This window comes from Ramlibacter sp. P4_H7 (assembly GCF_056400765.1).
The window spans coordinates 57,248-71,423 of the sequence record NZ_JBFUKP010000013.1 but is presented as its reverse complement, the minus strand read 5'-3'; the positions used below and the strand labels follow the sequence as shown (position 1 = coordinate 71,423).

16 protein-coding genes and 3 pseudogenes are annotated in these 14,176 nt (G+C 69.0%); 8 read left to right on the top strand and 11 right to left on the bottom strand.

Annotated features, from left to right (window positions below):
* The first annotated feature begins 48 nt into the window (after nt 1–48).
* Together AC1DSA_RS17710 and AC1DSA_RS17705 are read left to right on the top strand one after the other, a co-directional pair.
* Complete coding sequence (locus AC1DSA_RS17710) at nt 49–2,172, top strand: DUF11 domain-containing protein (protein ID WP_477891536.1); 2,124 nt, start codon at nt 49–51, stop codon at nt 2,170–2,172.
* Between the two features lie 256 nt (nt 2,173–2,428).
* Nucleotides 2,429–3,319, top strand: a complete 891-nt coding sequence (locus AC1DSA_RS17705; RefSeq protein WP_477891534.1) for an amino acid ABC transporter substrate-binding protein — start codon at nt 2,429–2,431, stop codon at nt 3,317–3,319.
* Nucleotides 3,320–3,353: 34 nt separating this feature from the next.
* Here AC1DSA_RS17705 and AC1DSA_RS17700 read toward each other — a convergent pair whose 3' ends face one another.
* From AC1DSA_RS17700 to AC1DSA_RS17690, 3 genes and pseudogenes are all read right to left on the bottom strand, one after another.
* Nucleotides 3,354–3,839: a phasin family protein gene (locus AC1DSA_RS17700; protein ID WP_477891532.1), complete on the bottom strand. Its 486-nt coding sequence runs from the start codon at nt 3,837–3,839 to the stop codon at nt 3,354–3,356.
* Nucleotides 3,840–4,213: 374 nt separating this feature from the next.
* A pseudogene (locus tag AC1DSA_RS17695) lies at nt 4,214–4,312 on the bottom strand (cytochrome C); the annotation flags it as partial.
* The gene (locus AC1DSA_RS17690; RefSeq protein WP_477891530.1) at nt 4,309–4,473 is read right to left on the bottom strand and encodes a hypothetical protein; all 165 of its coding nucleotides are present in this window, start codon (nt 4,471–4,473) and stop codon (nt 4,309–4,311) included. The gene AC1DSA_RS17690 and the pseudogene AC1DSA_RS17695, both read right to left, overlap by 4 nt.
* On the opposite strand from AC1DSA_RS17690, the gene AC1DSA_RS17685 reads away from it, so the two are divergent.
* The gene (locus AC1DSA_RS17685; RefSeq protein WP_477891528.1) at nt 4,472–4,777 is read left to right on the top strand and encodes a YciI family protein; all 306 of its coding nucleotides are present in this window, start codon (nt 4,472–4,474) and stop codon (nt 4,775–4,777) included. The two genes, AC1DSA_RS17690 and AC1DSA_RS17685, sit on opposite strands and share 2 nt — an antisense overlap.
* Before the next feature lie 148 nt (nt 4,778–4,925).
* On the opposite strand, the gene AC1DSA_RS17680 is transcribed toward AC1DSA_RS17685, so the two are convergent.
* Both AC1DSA_RS17680 and AC1DSA_RS17675 read right to left on the bottom strand, forming a co-directional pair.
* Nucleotides 4,926–5,378: a fasciclin domain-containing protein gene (locus AC1DSA_RS17680; protein WP_477891526.1), complete on the bottom strand. Its 453-nt coding sequence runs from the start codon at nt 5,376–5,378 to the stop codon at nt 4,926–4,928.
* A gap of 40 nt (nt 5,379–5,418) precedes the next feature.
* The gene (locus tag AC1DSA_RS17675) at nt 5,419–5,922 is read right to left on the bottom strand and encodes a fasciclin domain-containing protein (protein WP_477891524.1); all 504 of its coding nucleotides are present in this window, start codon (nt 5,920–5,922) and stop codon (nt 5,419–5,421) included.
* A gap of 94 nt (nt 5,923–6,016) precedes the next feature.
* Here AC1DSA_RS17675 and AC1DSA_RS17670 point away from each other — a divergent pair, with 94 nt between their 5' ends.
* Entirely contained in the window at nt 6,017–6,925 is a 909-nt protein-coding gene (locus AC1DSA_RS17670) for a MerR family transcriptional regulator (RefSeq protein ID WP_477891522.1), read from the top strand.
* Nucleotides 6,926–7,021: 96 nt separating this feature from the next.
* Here AC1DSA_RS17670 and AC1DSA_RS17665 read toward each other — a convergent pair.
* Both AC1DSA_RS17665 and AC1DSA_RS17660 read right to left on the bottom strand, forming a co-directional pair.
* Nucleotides 7,022–7,285 (bottom strand): annotated as a pseudogene (locus AC1DSA_RS17665) (NapC/NirT family cytochrome c); the annotation flags it as partial.
* A gap of 27 nt (nt 7,286–7,312) precedes the next feature.
* A pseudogene (locus AC1DSA_RS17660) lies at nt 7,313–7,598 on the bottom strand (nitrate reductase cytochrome c-type subunit); the annotation flags it as partial.
* 206 nt (nt 7,599–7,804) lie between these two features.
* On the opposite strand from AC1DSA_RS17660, the gene AC1DSA_RS17655 reads away from it, so the two are divergent.
* Nucleotides 7,805–8,149 (top strand): hypothetical protein, encoded by a 345-nt coding sequence (locus AC1DSA_RS17655; protein ID WP_477891520.1) that lies wholly within the window; start codon nt 7,805–7,807, stop codon nt 8,147–8,149.
* A gap of 117 nt (nt 8,150–8,266) precedes the next feature.
* Here the strand turns inward: AC1DSA_RS17655 and AC1DSA_RS17650 are convergent, their stop codons facing one another.
* The 3 genes from AC1DSA_RS17650 to AC1DSA_RS17640 all read right to left on the bottom strand — a co-directional run bounded on the left by AC1DSA_RS17650 (nt 8,267) and on the right by AC1DSA_RS17640 (nt 11,129).
* Nucleotides 8,267–8,992 carry a hypothetical protein gene (locus tag AC1DSA_RS17650; protein ID WP_477891518.1) on the bottom strand — a complete coding sequence of 242 codons (726 nt, stop codon included), beginning with the start codon at nt 8,990–8,992 and terminating at the stop codon, nt 8,267–8,269.
* A 232-nt stretch (nt 8,993–9,224) separates the two neighbouring features.
* Entirely contained in the window at nt 9,225–9,710 is a 486-nt protein-coding gene (gene msrB, locus AC1DSA_RS17645; protein WP_477891516.1) for a peptide-methionine (R)-S-oxide reductase MsrB, read from the bottom strand.
* Between the two features lie 12 nt (nt 9,711–9,722).
* Entirely contained in the window at nt 9,723–11,129 is a 1,407-nt protein-coding gene (locus AC1DSA_RS17640; protein WP_477891514.1) for a S41 family peptidase, read from the bottom strand.
* A gap of 250 nt (nt 11,130–11,379) precedes the next feature.
* Here AC1DSA_RS17640 and AC1DSA_RS17635 point away from each other — a divergent pair, with 250 nt between their 5' ends.
* From AC1DSA_RS17635 to AC1DSA_RS17625, 3 genes are read left to right on the top strand one after another with little or no spacing between them, the layout of a single operon-like run.
* Nucleotides 11,380–12,708, top strand: coding sequence for a PQQ-dependent sugar dehydrogenase (locus AC1DSA_RS17635; RefSeq protein ID WP_477891512.1), 1,329 nt, complete (start codon nt 11,380–11,382; stop codon nt 12,706–12,708).
* Nucleotides 12,698–13,273, top strand: a complete 576-nt coding sequence (locus AC1DSA_RS17630; protein WP_477891510.1) for a c-type cytochrome — start codon at nt 12,698–12,700, stop codon at nt 13,271–13,273. Before AC1DSA_RS17635 ends, AC1DSA_RS17630 begins: the two co-directional genes overlap by 11 nt.
* Before the next feature lie 53 nt (nt 13,274–13,326).
* Nucleotides 13,327–13,533, top strand: coding sequence for a dodecin (locus AC1DSA_RS17625; RefSeq protein ID WP_477891508.1), 207 nt, complete (start codon nt 13,327–13,329; stop codon nt 13,531–13,533).
* 60 nt (nt 13,534–13,593) lie between these two features.
* Here AC1DSA_RS17625 and AC1DSA_RS17620 read toward each other — a convergent pair whose 3' ends face one another.
* Nucleotides 13,594–14,154 (bottom strand): DUF1439 domain-containing protein, encoded by a 561-nt coding sequence (locus tag AC1DSA_RS17620; RefSeq protein ID WP_477891506.1) that lies wholly within the window; start codon nt 14,152–14,154, stop codon nt 13,594–13,596.
* Nucleotides 14,155–14,176 lie beyond the last annotated feature (22 nt).

Genomic DNA, 14,176 nt, shown 5'->3' with positions numbered 1-14,176 from the left:
GCGGGGGGCGGAACGCCTGCCCCCGAACCGGCAGCCAGCAATCTTGCCTTGTCTGCGTCCTTCGGCGACGCATTGGTGCCGGCCGGCGGCACCACCACGCTGACCATCACGGTCACCAACAACGGTGCGGGCCCTGCGCGGGGCGTCGAGCTCTCCGCCGAATGGGCCGTGGGCTTCGCGGCCGATCCGGACTTCACGTGTTCCGCGACGGGGGGCGCCACGTGCCCACCTCCCATTGGCTCGGGCGAGGTCCCGGACATCCCGCCGGGCGGCCGCCTGGTCTTCGTCGCGCCGGTCACGCTGGCCGCGGACGCCCGCGGGGCGATCACCAGCACGCTCATGGCAGACGCGCTCAACGAGTCGCAGCCCGCCGACAACGTCACGTTGGCCATCGTCCACGCCTACCGGGCAGACGTCTCCGTCAGCGGCCGGGGCCCCAGCACGCCCGTGCAGGCCGGCACCACCGCGACCTACACGATGACGGTGCTGAATGCCGGCCCCGACGAGGCGCGCAACGTTTCGATCCAGAACACACTGGGTCCGTCGCAGATCGCCGGAACGATGTCCTGCGCGGCCGGCGGCGGCGCCGTGTGTCCGGCCGTGGGCGCCAGCATGGCCGTGCCGAGGCTGCCCGCCAATGGCAGCCTGGTCTTCACGTTGCCTGTGCAGGTGGCGGCGGGTACCAGCGGCAGCGTGCGCGACACGATGACGGTGAGCTCCGCCGGCGACGCGGTGCCCGGCAACAACACGGCGGCGGTGCAGATCTCGACCTACGTCGCGCCCAGGGCGGGGCAGACCTCGGTGCTGCTCCAGAGCGACGTCAACGACTACATCGGCGGCGGCCTCACCTATTCGTACACGCGCGCGGACTCGGTCCTCTCGTTCACGCCGAACGGGGGTTCCCTGGTCGTCACGGTGGCTGGGGACCAGCGCTGGGGGGGCGAGTTCCAGCTGCCCAGCGGCGTCACGCAGTTCGTGCCGGGCACGTACATGAACCTGACGCGCGCCGCGCTGCGGGACCCGGCGGTCGGTGGGCTCGATTGGGCGGGGGAGGGACGCGGCTGCAATACCCTGAGCGGCTCGATCACAGTCAACAGCGCTAGCTACAGCGCGGCCAACGTGCTGGACGCCCTCGACCTCAGCTTCGAGCAGCACTGCGAAGGCGTGAGCGCCGCCCTGCGCGGCCACGTGGTGTGGGTCGCGAGCGATGCGACCACGCCCCCGGGTCCCATCGATCCTCCACCCAGCACGCTGTGGGCGCCGGCGCCGACCGCGACGCCCTCCAGCGGCAGCTACGTCCACCTGCAAAGCGACGCGGGCGATTTCATCGGAAGCGGCCGCAGCTACACCTACACCAAGGCCGATGCGCTGCTCTCGGTGGCCGTGTCCGGCACCAAGGTCACCGTGAATGTCGGCGGTGACCAGAACTGGACCGGGGACTTCATCACGATGAACACCCTCACGCAGCTGCAGCCCGGGTACTACCCGGGCCTGATGCGCTATCCCTTCCACAACCCTGTGAAGGGCGGACTTTCCTGGGATGGCGAAGGTCGTGGCTGCAACAAGCTCACGGGCTGGATGGTCGTGGACGGCGTGACGTGGAACGGCTCCAGCCTTGCCACCCTGGACCTGCGCTTCGAGCAGCACTGCGAAGGGCTGGCGCCCGCGCTGCACGGCAAGATCCACTGGGACGCGAACGACACCACCGCGCCGCCGGGACCCGTGACGCCGATCCCTGCGACCCTGTGGGCACCGCCGTCCGGCGCCACGCCCGCGAGCGGGAACTACGTCTATCTCGCCTCCGATCCCGGTGACTACATCGGGCAGGGCGTGATCTCGACCACGACCACCCTGTCGACCTTCACCGGGCCGGGCCAAGTGAACGTGGCCGGCGGCGGATGGACCGGTGTCTTCCAGGCGATGGACAGCCTGGCGCAACTGCAGGTGGGCTACTACGGAAACCTGAGCCGCTATCCCTTCCACAACCATGTGCGCGGAGGCCTGGACTGGAGCGGCAACGGCCGCGGCTGCAACACCCTGCAAGGCTGGTTTGCCGTGGACAGCGTTTCGTACGACGCAAGCGGCCTGGCAGCGATCGACCTGAGGTTCGAACAGCATTGCGAGAGCGCCACCGCGGCGCTGCGCGGCAAGGTGCACTGGGTGCGCCCGTAGCGTGCCTCTCTTGCCTTGGCCAGTCCCGCGGTGCAGGCGTCCACGCTCCCCGCCTGCGGGTAGGCCACGGCGCACGCCAGCGCCGCGTCGGCCGCCTTGACGATCGCCGATCACTGCGCCTGTTCCACGCGCGCCTGCAGGCCGTGTCAAGCGCCGCAACCGCACGTTCGCGCACTGCGCTTGATACCGATCAATGATTGCGGCAGGCAGCGGAGCATTCTGGTCGACGGGCCGACTGCCCGCGAAAGGCTTCCCCATGGATAGAAGCAAGCTCGCCGTCCTCGCGCTGGCCGCCGGGATCACGTCGTTGACTGCAACGGCCCAAGCACAGACGCTGGAGAAGGTGGCGCGGGACCATGGCATCACGGTCTCGTACCGCGAATCGGCTGCTCCGTTCAGCTATCTCATCAGTCCGACCAAGCCGGTCGGGTTTTCCGTGGACCTCACGGAGCTGATCGTCGACGAGGTCCGCCGCGAGCTGAAGCAGCCTGCGCTGCAGGTGCGCTACGTGCCCGTGACCGGACAGACGCGCATCCCGCAGCTCGTCGCCGGGGCGTACGACCTCGAGTGCGGCTCGACCACCAACACCAGGGCGCGCGGCGCCGACGTCGCTTTCTCCACCAGTTTCTTCTATGCCGGAACGCGTGTCCTGGCCCGAACGGACTCGGGCGTGCGGCGGTACGAAGACCTGGCGGGCAAGGTGGTTGCCACCACCGCAGGCAGCACCAACGAGAAGGTGCTTCGCCAGCACACCGCCGCCCTGGCGCCCGCGGTGCAGTTCCTGCCGGCCAAGGACTACGGTGCAGCGTTCGACTCCCTGCGGGACGGGCGCGCGGCGGCGCTCGCGTCGGACGACGTGCTTTTGTACGGTATTCGCGCCAACGCCGAAGACCCGGCATCGCTTGTCGTCGTGGGCGAGACGCTCCAGGTGGAGCCCTACGGCTGCATGGTGCGCAAGGGCGACGCCCGCTTCAAGCAGGTCGTCGACCGCGCCATCGGCAAGGCGATGAAATCCGGTGAGTTCGCGCGCATGTACGCGCGCTGGTTCCAGTCGCCGATCCCGCCGAAGGGCGTGGTCCTGGACATGCCCATGAGCGCCGCGTTGAAGGCCAACCTGAAGGCTCTGAGCGACAAGCCAGCCTTCTGACTTCCTCGCCGGGCCTCGTGCGCTGGCCCGTCCTTCAATGGTGCGTGACGCTCGCCGCGGCCGCGCCAGCCAGCCCCATGGGGTCCACCATGGCCTGCCATGCGTTCATCATGGCGGGCAGCGGTTCGACCGTATCGCTGGCCGGCTCTGCCGGCCGGGCCGCACTGCGCGCCTGCATCGACGCCGTCATCTGCGCGAAGTCCTGCGCCAACCCCAGCACCTGCTGAACGGAATCCATCACCAGCTGGTTCTGGACACTGATCAGGTCCAGCGGGCTGGTGGCCGCGCGCAGGCGTTCCGCGGCATCGCTCCAGGTCTTGCCACTGCGCTGCACCGCCTGCAGCTGCCACTGGCTCCAGAGCTCCGCGCCACGGATCCAGGCCGACATCGTCTCGGTTGCGATGGCGATTTGCTGGTGGGCGCCTGGCTGGGCGGCTTGCTGATGCGGTGCGCGATCGACGTGGTGGGACGCCCGGGCCGTGGTTTGACGCGTGCTGTTCCTGCTCTTGCGGGTGGCCATGTTGCTGTACCTCCTGGGGTGAAGTGCTGCGCAGTACAGGGGGGTCCGGTGCGCAAGCGGTGCTGAACCGCTGCGGATTGCGATGCGTCCTGACAGCGCCGGCTGACACGAATGCTGGTGCGCGGGTGTCGGATTGACTGTAGGACGAGGGCCGTAGCGAAACGTGACTGTCGCCAGGAGTATCCCCGGACGCGCTACCTCCTCACGGTGCCGGCACGGCTTCAGCGCACGGCAGCGCTTGCCGGCAGCGAGACCGGTTCCGCCACCTGCGGATCGCCCCGGGCCGGCGCCTGTCCGGGTGAGTCGCTGGGACCCTTGCCCGGTGGGATGTACGGCAGGTATGCGCGATGCCCTCGTGGCAGTCGATGCAGGTCGATGCCGCCGATGAAGCCGCCGATGGTGAGGAAGCCCAGGCTGTAGTGCACGCTGGGCCGGCGGATGGTGGCCCAGTAGCGCCGCAACAGGTCCCTCATGGCTTCTTCTCCGGCTGCGCGGGCAGGCCCTGGAAGACGTTGCGCACGACAAGGCAGCGGGCGCGGCGCTCGACCTGCTGCAGGTGGGCGAAGCGCAGGTCGTGCTGCTGGTGCCCTGACCGGGAGCGCGTCCCTGCGCACATCGAAAGGGGAACATCCATGCTCTACACCTTCTTCCTGCTGGACAAGCCCGGTGCGCTGGTGCTGCGCACCGAGATCCGCCCCGAGCACAAGGCCTACCTTTCGGCCAAGGCCGACCAGATGGCGTTCGCGGGGCCGCTGCTCGCCGACGATGGCAAGACCATGGTGGGCAGCCTGCTGGTGATCGACTTTCCCTCGCGGGAAGAGGCCCGGCGCTGGCTGGACGACGAGCCCTTCACGCGCGCAGGCGTGTACGCGAGCACGGCGACCTACGCATTCCAGAACCGGTGGGCGCAGAAGATGAGGTTTCCTCCGGCGACTTGAAACGCCTTCGTTGGCAACATGGCCTTACGGGCTGTGGGGCGGCGAAGGAGCAGGGAAGTCAGGCGCAATGCATGCGCTGCGGCAGGGGCATTGCGCCCCTGCACAAGCCTGGCGCACGCGGCCTTCCGATCGCGCGTGCGCAGCCCCATTACTTGGGCAGGACGACGCTGTCGATGACGTGGATGACGCCGTTGTCGGCGACGATGTCCGTCTTCACCACGTTCGCTGCGTCGACCTTGACGCCGCCGGCGGTGCTGACGGTCAGGTCGCTGCCCTGCACCGTCTTCACCTTGCCCGCCTTGACGTCCTGCGCCATCACCTTGCCCGGCACGACGTGGTAGGTGAGCACGGCGGTGAGCTTCGCCTTGTCGGCGAGCAGCGCGTCGAGCTGGTCCTTGGGAATCTTGGCGAACGCCGCGTCCGTGGGCGCGAACACCGTGAAGGGACCCGGACCCTTGAGGGTCTGCACCAGGCCGGCCTTGTCCAAAGCCACGGCGAGGGTCTTGAAGTCACCCGCGGCGACCGCGGTATCGACGATGTCCTTGGCTTGCGCGGACACGGAAGCGGCCACGAGGGCGGCAACGAAAAGGGCTTTTTTCATGGGGATCTCCAGTAAGGGTCAAGGCAAGGGAAACAGGGGTTCAGGGGCGGGGAAGGACGACGCGGTCGATCACGTGCACCACGCCGTTGGTGGCGGCGATGTCGGACTGCACGATGCGGGCGGTGCGTGAGCGCTGGTCCGTGATCACGAACGCGCTGTTCACCGTGAGGGTCTGCCCCTGCAGGGTCGTGATAGGCGTGTTCAGCGGGATCTGCGCCTGCGTGACGCGGCCGGGCACCACGTGGTACGTCAGTACGGCGGTGAGCAGAGGCTTGTTCGCGATCAGCTGATCCTTGGTGACGCCGAGTTCCTGCAGCAGCGAAGCGAACGCGTCGTTGGTGGGGGCGAACACCGTGAACGGGCCGCTGCCGCTGAGGGTGGCGCCCAGGTCGGCCGCGGTGACGGCCTCCACCAGGATGGACAGGCGCGGGTCGGCTTGCGCCTGCTGCACGACGTTGCGCGAAACCTCGTCGCCGCCGCCGCCGCAGCCGGCGACGAAGGCCAGCAGGGCGAGAGCGACAAGGTGCCTGATGCGAGTGAGCATGATGGTCTCCGTGACGGGGTGGGTGATTTGTCCTGGACAAACTAGAATGAGGCCGAAAGATAACGGGCGGCTCGTACCCTGTCAAGGATTTGTCTTGGACAAAATTGCAACCAAAGAACCAGCGTTCAGCATCGCCGCGGTGGAGCGCGAGGTCGGGGTGTCGAAGGACGTGCTGCGGGTCTGGGAGCGCCGCTACGGCTTTCCCGCCCCGCACCGGGATTCACACGGCGAGCGCCTCTACCCGGCGGATCAGGTGCGCCGGCTGGCGCTGGTGAAACGGTTGATGGACCGGGGCTTGCGGGCCGGTCGGCTGCTGCCGGCGACCTGGAAGGAACTGCAGGCGCTCGCGAGCTCGCTGGAGCAGGGGCGCGCCGCGTCCCGCGAGCCGGCGCCCGAGCTGGACGGCTTCCTGCGGCACCTGCGGGCGCACGACGCGCAGGCACTCGCCGATGCGCTCCAGCATCGCGTCGCGCAGGACGGCCTCCAGCGATTTGTCCTGGACACCGTGAGTCCCATGACGGTCCTTGTGGGCGAGGCATGGGCAAAGGGCGAGTTGCAGATCCACGAGGAGCACCTGTTCACCGAAGTGGTGACGCGCGTGCTGCGGCAGTCGATCACGCAGCTTCCCGCCGGCCGCGCGCCCGTCGTGCTGCTCACGACCCTGCCCGACGAGCCGCACGCGATGGGATTGCTGATGGCGGAATGCCTGTTCACGCTGCACGGCGCGCGCTGCATCAACCTGGGCATGCAGATGCCGATCCTGGAGATCGTGCGCGCGGCACAGGCGCACGGCGTCGACATCGTCGCCCTATCGCTGTCGTCCGCCTTCCCTGCGCGATTCGCATCCCCGCTGGTGCGGCAGGTGCGCGCCGCGCTGCCGGCTGCGATGCAGCTCTGGGCCGGCGGTGCGGGTGCGGTCCACTTGTCGCGCATCTCGGGCGTGCAGGTGCTGGTGGGGCTCACCGAGATCGCTGCGCTGCTGACGGAACGACCGCAGCCTTGAGGGACGGCGTGTTATTGGGCAGAGCTTCGCCAGGCGCCCCAATGCAGCGACACACCACCACGACCTCCCACTTGCTTGCCCTTTCTGCGGCGCGCGTCAGCGCGCAGCGCTCGCCGGCAGCGACACCGGCTCCGCCACCTGCGGATCGCCGCGGGCCGGCGCCTGTCCGGGTGAGTCGCTGGGACCCTTGCCCGGTGGGATGTACGGCAGGGAATGCGCGATGCCCTTGTGGCAGTCGATGCAGGTCTTCTGCTGGTTGGCGAGGTGGGTCGAGTGCATGGCCTGGGCCCGAACGCTCTGCCGCGTGAAGTCCATGGCGTAGTTGTGGCAGTTGCGGCATTCGAGCGAATCGTTGGCCCTGGAGATCTGCTCGAGCCCCTTGCCGTTGCGGTCCATGTAGTGCGAGGCGCTGACCGGCACCGCGCCCGAGAACTCGGTGCGCGCGCGCATGGCAGTCGAGGCACTTGTTGAAGTTGCGGTCGACCTGGTAGCCGTCGGTGCGGTGCGGAATCACAGGCGGCTGCGCGGTGTAGTTGCGCGGCAGCCGGACGTCGTCGTTGACCTGGTTGCCCAGCCGGGGAGGTTGGGTCGATTCGGTGAGCGGCGTCGGGCCGCGCGCGGCGTCGACGAAGGAGGGCGGATCGGCCGCCCACGCTGTCGTGGCCACCAGCATGGCCAGCGCGCGATTCTCCGGACCTTTGGGTTGCTCTTTTTGTAAGTAAGAAGAAGGATTTCAGGTTTGGCGGTGGCTGTCTTACAGGAAGCATTGCCGCTGCGGGTCCGCCGGGGCACGCAGCTGGACCGCGTCAGTTCGCGATGCCATTCAGCAAGCGTTCATGCGCGCAAGCGCACGATCCCTCCCACCTGAAGGAGTGTTCCATGAACCTGAAGATTCACCCCCGAACGATCGCCGCGGCCACGCTTGGTTGCGCGCTGTTTGCCGCCGGTTCCGCGGCACAGGCGGATGTCTACTTCTCGGCAGGCGTGCCGATCTACAACTCGCCCGTTCCAAACTACGTGCAATCTCAACCGGTGTTCGTCAATCCCGAGCCTGCCGTCGTCGCCCCCTATGGCCCCGTCTACGTGACTCCGCAGTATTCATGGGAGCAGCGCCAGGAATGGCGCCGGCGCTATTGGGAGCACCGGCGCTGGGAGCGGGAGCGCTGGGAGCGTGAGCAGTGGGCGCGGCGCCACCATCGTCACTGGGGCAACGAGGATGATTGAACGGATGGGGCGCGGGAGAGCGATGTCGGCGGCACGAAACTGTCGTCGCCTTTGCCTGCTGATCGAGGAAACCTGAAGCGGGCCGAGACGCGCAGGCCGCGCCCCGCCCGCTTTGCATCAACGGTTGTAGCCGCCGCGGTCCAGGTGCGCCACGACGCGCTGGTCGCCCGTGCGCAGCACCGCGGCCGCGTCGGCGAAGGCGTTGATGTCATCCTGGCGGCGGATCGTGTAGCTGCCCACGTACATGCCGGGGCGTTCCTCGCGCAGCTCGAGTCGGTCGATCACGCCCGGCACGCGCACGGCTGCACGCGCATTCGGCGTGCCTTCGACGCGGAAGTGCACCACGCGCCCGGGTTCCATGCGGTCGCCACGCGGCCACATGGCGAAGTTGCTCACTTCGGCATTCGCGGTCGCCGGCGCATTGCCCATGGCCTGGGTCCGGAATGCGGGCGGATAGTTGTACGCGACCGCCACAGGTCCCTCGCCCCATCCCGCACGCAGCATCATTTGGCGCGTCGGGTCGATGCGGTCTCTTTGTCGGATCACGTAAGAGCCCACGTACTCGCCCGGCGCGCGCTCGCGCAGCGGGACGCGCACGTCGTCGCTCAACGCAAGATTCGCCCAGCGCGCGCCTGGCGTCGCGCGAACCGAGATGCGCAGCGTGGACCCGGGCCGCAGACCGGAGTCGGAGTCGATGGTCATGCCGTTGATCGTGCCCTGGCGGCTTTCCGCCACGCGGTACTGAGGCTGCTGCGCGGCCGCCGGTTGAGCCACCGTGGCCACAACGAGCGGTGCCAGCAGCAACACTGCAGTGGCGACCTTGCCCTGAAGAGTTCGTTTCATGCGCTGTCTCCTTGGGTTGCTATGGAGACAAGGCTAAGGGCGTCTGCAAGAACAGGGGCTGAACCTGCAATGGCAGTTGCGGTAGGACGGGGGCGACAGCGGGTGAGAGACGAAAACGGCTGGTCCAGTGCCGAGTCAGGTGGTCCGGGCAGCGTTTCCCCAACTATTGCGATGGATGTGGTGGCAGTGAAGACGAGGTAGACCGGCGCGCCCCTGGGTGGCGCCGTCAAGGTCATGCGTCCGGCACGAACCGCAGCGCCACCCCATTGCTGCAATACCGCTTCCCGGTCGGCGCCGGCCCGTCGCCGAACACATGGCCGTGGTGCCCGCCGCAGCGCGCGCAGTGGTACTCGGTCCTCGGGATGATCAGCAGGAAGTCGGTCTTCGTGCCCAGCGCATCCGGCAGCGGCGCATGGAAGCTGGGCCAGCCCGTGCCGCTCTCGAACTTGGTGGCGGACGAGAACAGCGGCAAGTCGCAACCCGCGCAGCGGAAGATGCCTGCGCGCTTCTCGGCGTTCAAGGGGCTGCTCCCCGCGCGCTCGGTGCCGGCTTCGCGCAGCACGTGGTATTGCGCAGGACTCAGGCGCTCGCGCCATTGCGCGTCACTCAGCACGAAGGGCGCCGGGACGGCCGCGGTGGAGGGCAGGGTGGAGGCCCCAAGCCCGGCGGATGCCAGCAGCCGGAGCACGCGGCGGCGCAGGAGGTCGATCGCTTTCATGGGCGTCGCACCTCAGGGCGCGCGTCCCTGCGCGAGTCCTGCCGTGAACGCGTCCACGCCGCCTGCCTGCAGGTAGGCCACCGCGCAGGCAAGCGCCGCATCGGCGGCCTTGACGATCGCCGAGCACTGCGCCTGTTCCACGCGCGCCATCGGCGTGCCGGGGGGCGCCGCCTCGGGCTCGCTGCGCACGGCCTTCTGCTCCGAAGGCGGCAGCAGCAGCTCGATGTCGGGCGCCACGCCGACCTTCTGCACGGACCGCCCCGAGGGGCCCAAGTAGAAGGCCGACGTCAGCTTGAGCGCGCCCTTGCCCTCCTCGTTCAGGGAATAGGTGGTCTGCACCGTGCCCTTGCCGAAGCTGCGCTGTCCCATCACCGTCGCGCGGCCGTTGTCCTGCAGGGCGGCCGCGACCAGCTCCGACGCCGAGGCGGAGCGGCGGTCCACCAGCACCACCATCGGCAGTCCAGCGAGCAGTTCTTCGGGGTCCGCCTGCCAGCGGCGCTGGTTGCCGGGGGTGCGGCCGCGCAGCGACACGATGTCGCCCTGGCTCAGGAAGAGGTCAGCCGTCCGCACCGCTTCACGCAGCAGGCCTCCTGGATTGCCGCGCAGGTCGAGGACGAAGGCGCGCGGTGCCTGCGCGGCGGTCGCTTCCACGATGGCCTGCCGCAGGGCCACGCTCACCGCGGTGCCGAAGCCGGGCAGGCGCAGCACCAGCACGTCGCCCTCCATGTGCCAGCGCACCGGCTGCCGGCGGATCGTGTCGCGGGTGAGGGACACGGTGAAATCGTCGCCCGCGCCGGTTCTCCGCACCGTGATCGCCACCGCCGTGCCCGGTGCGCCGCGCATGCGCGCGATGGCCTCGGACAGCGGCACGCCCTGCAGCGGCCGGTCGTCGATGCGCACGATCAGGTCGCCCGCCTTCAGGCCGGCGTGGGCCGCCGGGGTGCCGGGGATCGGCGAGATGACGCGCACCACGCCGTCGCCGGGTTCGACCTCCAGCCCCAGGCCGCCGAAGCTTCCGCCGCCGTCGCCGCCACCGCGTTCGCTGCCTGCGCCCTGCGTGTCGATGTAGCGGGAATACGGGTCCAGCGTGGCCAGGGCCGAATTGACGGCCTTGGAGAACGCCTGGCGCGGCTCCGCGCTGCCAGGCTGCAGCGGCTCCAGCACCTTGATCGCCTCGGCGGCCAGGGCGGTCAGGTCGACCTCGGTCGCGTAGCTGCGCTGGATCCGCTGGAACACGGGGGCGAACAGTTCGCGGTAGAGGTCGGCCTGCTCGCCAGGCGGCACGGCGCGCGCGTACGCCGATTGCAGCGCGGGAAGCGGGTCGGTGTCCGTCCCCGGGGTGGCGCCCAGGGACGCAGCGGCTGCGAACAGCAGGCCGGTTGCCAGCGATGCGCGGAGCGTGGGGAGCAGGCGTCTCATGGGTGGTGCAGGAGAGGCTCGGAGCGGCCCAGTATGCACCCGCGGGACGGAGCTTGCGGGGCGGGTTCGCCCCCCTGGGTCCCCCGACAGCGCAGCCTGCGGCCGAGGGCAAGCTCGAGCAAGCCGCCGTCTGCCTCCTTCGCGACTTGGCGGCAGGGTGAGTTCTCTTGACGGCAGGCGGAGCGGCTGGCACAAGCCATCACGCGATCTGTTCGCGATCTGCGTTCCCAGTCCATAACGAAAGGCCAACATGACCGGATTGCCATCCAAAGCGTCGTCTCGCGGCTCCCCTCCGTCACTCGCCCGCTGGCTGAGCCCGCTGCTGCTGGGCTTGCTCGTGGCCGGCCCGTTGCAGGCGCAGCAGCCGGCACCACCAGCTGCACAGGTCCAGAAGTCAGAGCCGGCGCTGGCGCCCCCTGGCGCCGAAGTGAAGCCGCCGCCGCCCGCGCCCTCGTGGCAGCAGGGACGTTCTTCCGCGCAGGAAAAGTCCACCCTGCACCCGATCGCGCCCATCCTCACCGGCCGCCCCGCGAGCGAGCTGCCGCTGGACAAGCTGAAGGTGCCCGCCGGCTTCAAGGTGGAGGTGTGGGCCGACGGCGTGCCCGAGGCGCGCTCGATGGCGCTGGGCGACAAGGGCACCGTGTTCATCAGCAACCGCAACCTGTCGGACGTCTATGCGATCACCGACAAGGGCGGCAAGCGCGAAGTGAAGAAGGTGCTGAGCGGCCTGAAGTCGCCCAATGGCGTGGCCTTCAGCAAGGGCACGCTGTTCGTCGCCGAGCGGCACCGCATCACGCGCTACGACGGCATCGAGGACCGCCTGGACAGCCCGCCGGCGCCCAAGGTCGTGGTCGACAACCTGGACCCGTCCAGCCAGCCCGGCCACTTCTGGAAGTACCTGGCGATGGGCCCGGACGGCAAGCTGTACTTCAACATCGGCGCGCCGGGCAACATCGTGATGCCCAACTACATGCAGGCCACCGTGAACCGCGTCGACCCGAACACCGGCGTGATCGAGCGCGTGGCGATGGGCGTGCGCAACTCGGTGGGCTTTGCGTTCCACCCGAAGACCAAGGAGCTGTGGTTCACCAACCATGCGCGTGACTGGATCGACGACGACAACCCGAACGACACGCTGCACCGCGTGACGCGCACGGGCATGAACTTCGGCTATCCGTTCTGCCACCAGGGCGAGATCGCGGACCCCGAGTTCGGCGCCAACCGTTCCTGCAAGGAGTTCGACAAGCCCTTCATGAAGCTCGGTGCGCACATCGCGCCGCTCGGCCTGCGCTTCTACGACGGCAAGATGTTCCCGGCCGAGTACCGCGACAACATGTTCATCGCGATGCACGGTTCCTGGAACCGCAGCACCAAGCAGGGCTACAACGTGATGCGCGTGGTGCTCGACGGCAAGGGCGGGGCCAAGATGACGCCGTTCCTGGAAGGCTTCCTGACCGATCCCAAGGCCGACCCGCCGATGTGGGGCCGCCCGGTGGACGTGCTGGTGATGCGCGACGGGTCCATGCTCGTCTCCGACGACTACAACGGAGTGATCTACCGCGTCAGTCATGGGAAGTAAGGTCCGCGCAGTAGCGCGGCGTGTCATGGGGGGCGCGGTGGCCGTGGCGGCCGCCGCCGCCCACGCCGCGGTCGAACCCCAGTTGTGCGTCGCGTGCCATGGAGAGAACGGCAACTCCACGAACCCTGCCGTTCCCTCCATCTCGGCGCAGCCCGCGCAGTTCATTTCCACCCAGCTGGTCATGTTCCGCGAGAAGCGGCGCAACGATCCGCTGATGTCACCCATCGCCGCGCCGCTGACCAATGCGGAGATCAACGCCCTGGCCAAGTTCTTCTCGGCGCAGCCACGGGCGACGCCGGCGAAGAAGCCCACGGAGCAGACCCTGGCGGCCGGCAAGCGCATCACCGAGCAGTACAACTGCGTCGCCTGCCACGGTGCCGCGCTCAAGGGCCAGCAGCACATCCCGCGGCTGGCAGGACAGCAGGCCGACTACCTGCGCACGCAACTGCGCGGCTTCAAGGCCGGCACGCGCTTCGACATGGACGGCAACATGACCGCCGCCGCACAGCCCCTGGCTGCCGGCGACATCGACGTGCTGGCCGAGTACCTCTCCACGCTCGAGTAGGCCCCTGCCGCCGGCCGGGGCCACAATGGGCCACCCCGGCTCCAGGAGGCCCCATGTCCAGCCACGTGTACAAGACCCTCGAACTCACGGGTTCGTCGAGCAGCGGCATCGAGGAGGCGGTGAACACCGCGATCGCCAAGGCGAGCGAGACCGTGCGCAACATGCAGTGGTTCGAGGTCACCGAAACGCGCGGGCACATCCGCGACGGCAAGGTGGCCTACTGGCAGGTGACGGTGAAGGTGGGCTTCACGCTCGAATAGACCGGCTGCGGCTGCGGCTGCGGCCGCGTCGAGTGCGGTCGCCCTCTCGGCCACGCCGTCTCAGCGGCGCGGCTTTTCCCTGAACTCGACGAACAGGCCATCGTCCACGACGGTGAGCCGGTCCGGCTCGAATCCCATCGTGTCCGGGAGCGCGAGGTCCCGCGGCGCGAACTGGTGCAGCACCACCTCGCCCACCGCCTCGCGCGCCACGTCCGGCAGCACGCGCCGCAGGGCCTGCACGGCCTCCGGGGTCAGGCCGGGGATGCGCAGGTCCAGCAGCTCCAGCCCATGGGCGCGCACGCTTCGATCGGTGGCCTCGTAACGCAAGCCGAATGCGAGGTCGACTTCGCCCGTGCGCGTGCGGTGCAGCGCCTGCCCGCTGGCCTGCGCCTGCAAGGTGGCGCCGAGCTGGTTGCGGGCGGACAGCAGCAGGAGCCGGGGCGCGGTGAACTGCAGGTCCAGCAGGCCCGGCAGCCCCACGCGCAGGGGGAAGCGGGCGGACATCGCCTGGTGCAGCTGCGCCGCGGAGATCTTCTGGCGCGGCCGTGGCGCCTCCTCCTGCGCGAGCAGGCGGGCGCCTGGCCAGCAGGCAAGGGCGGAAAGCAGCAGGCGGCGATGCATGGTGCGGTCGATTGTGGCGCGG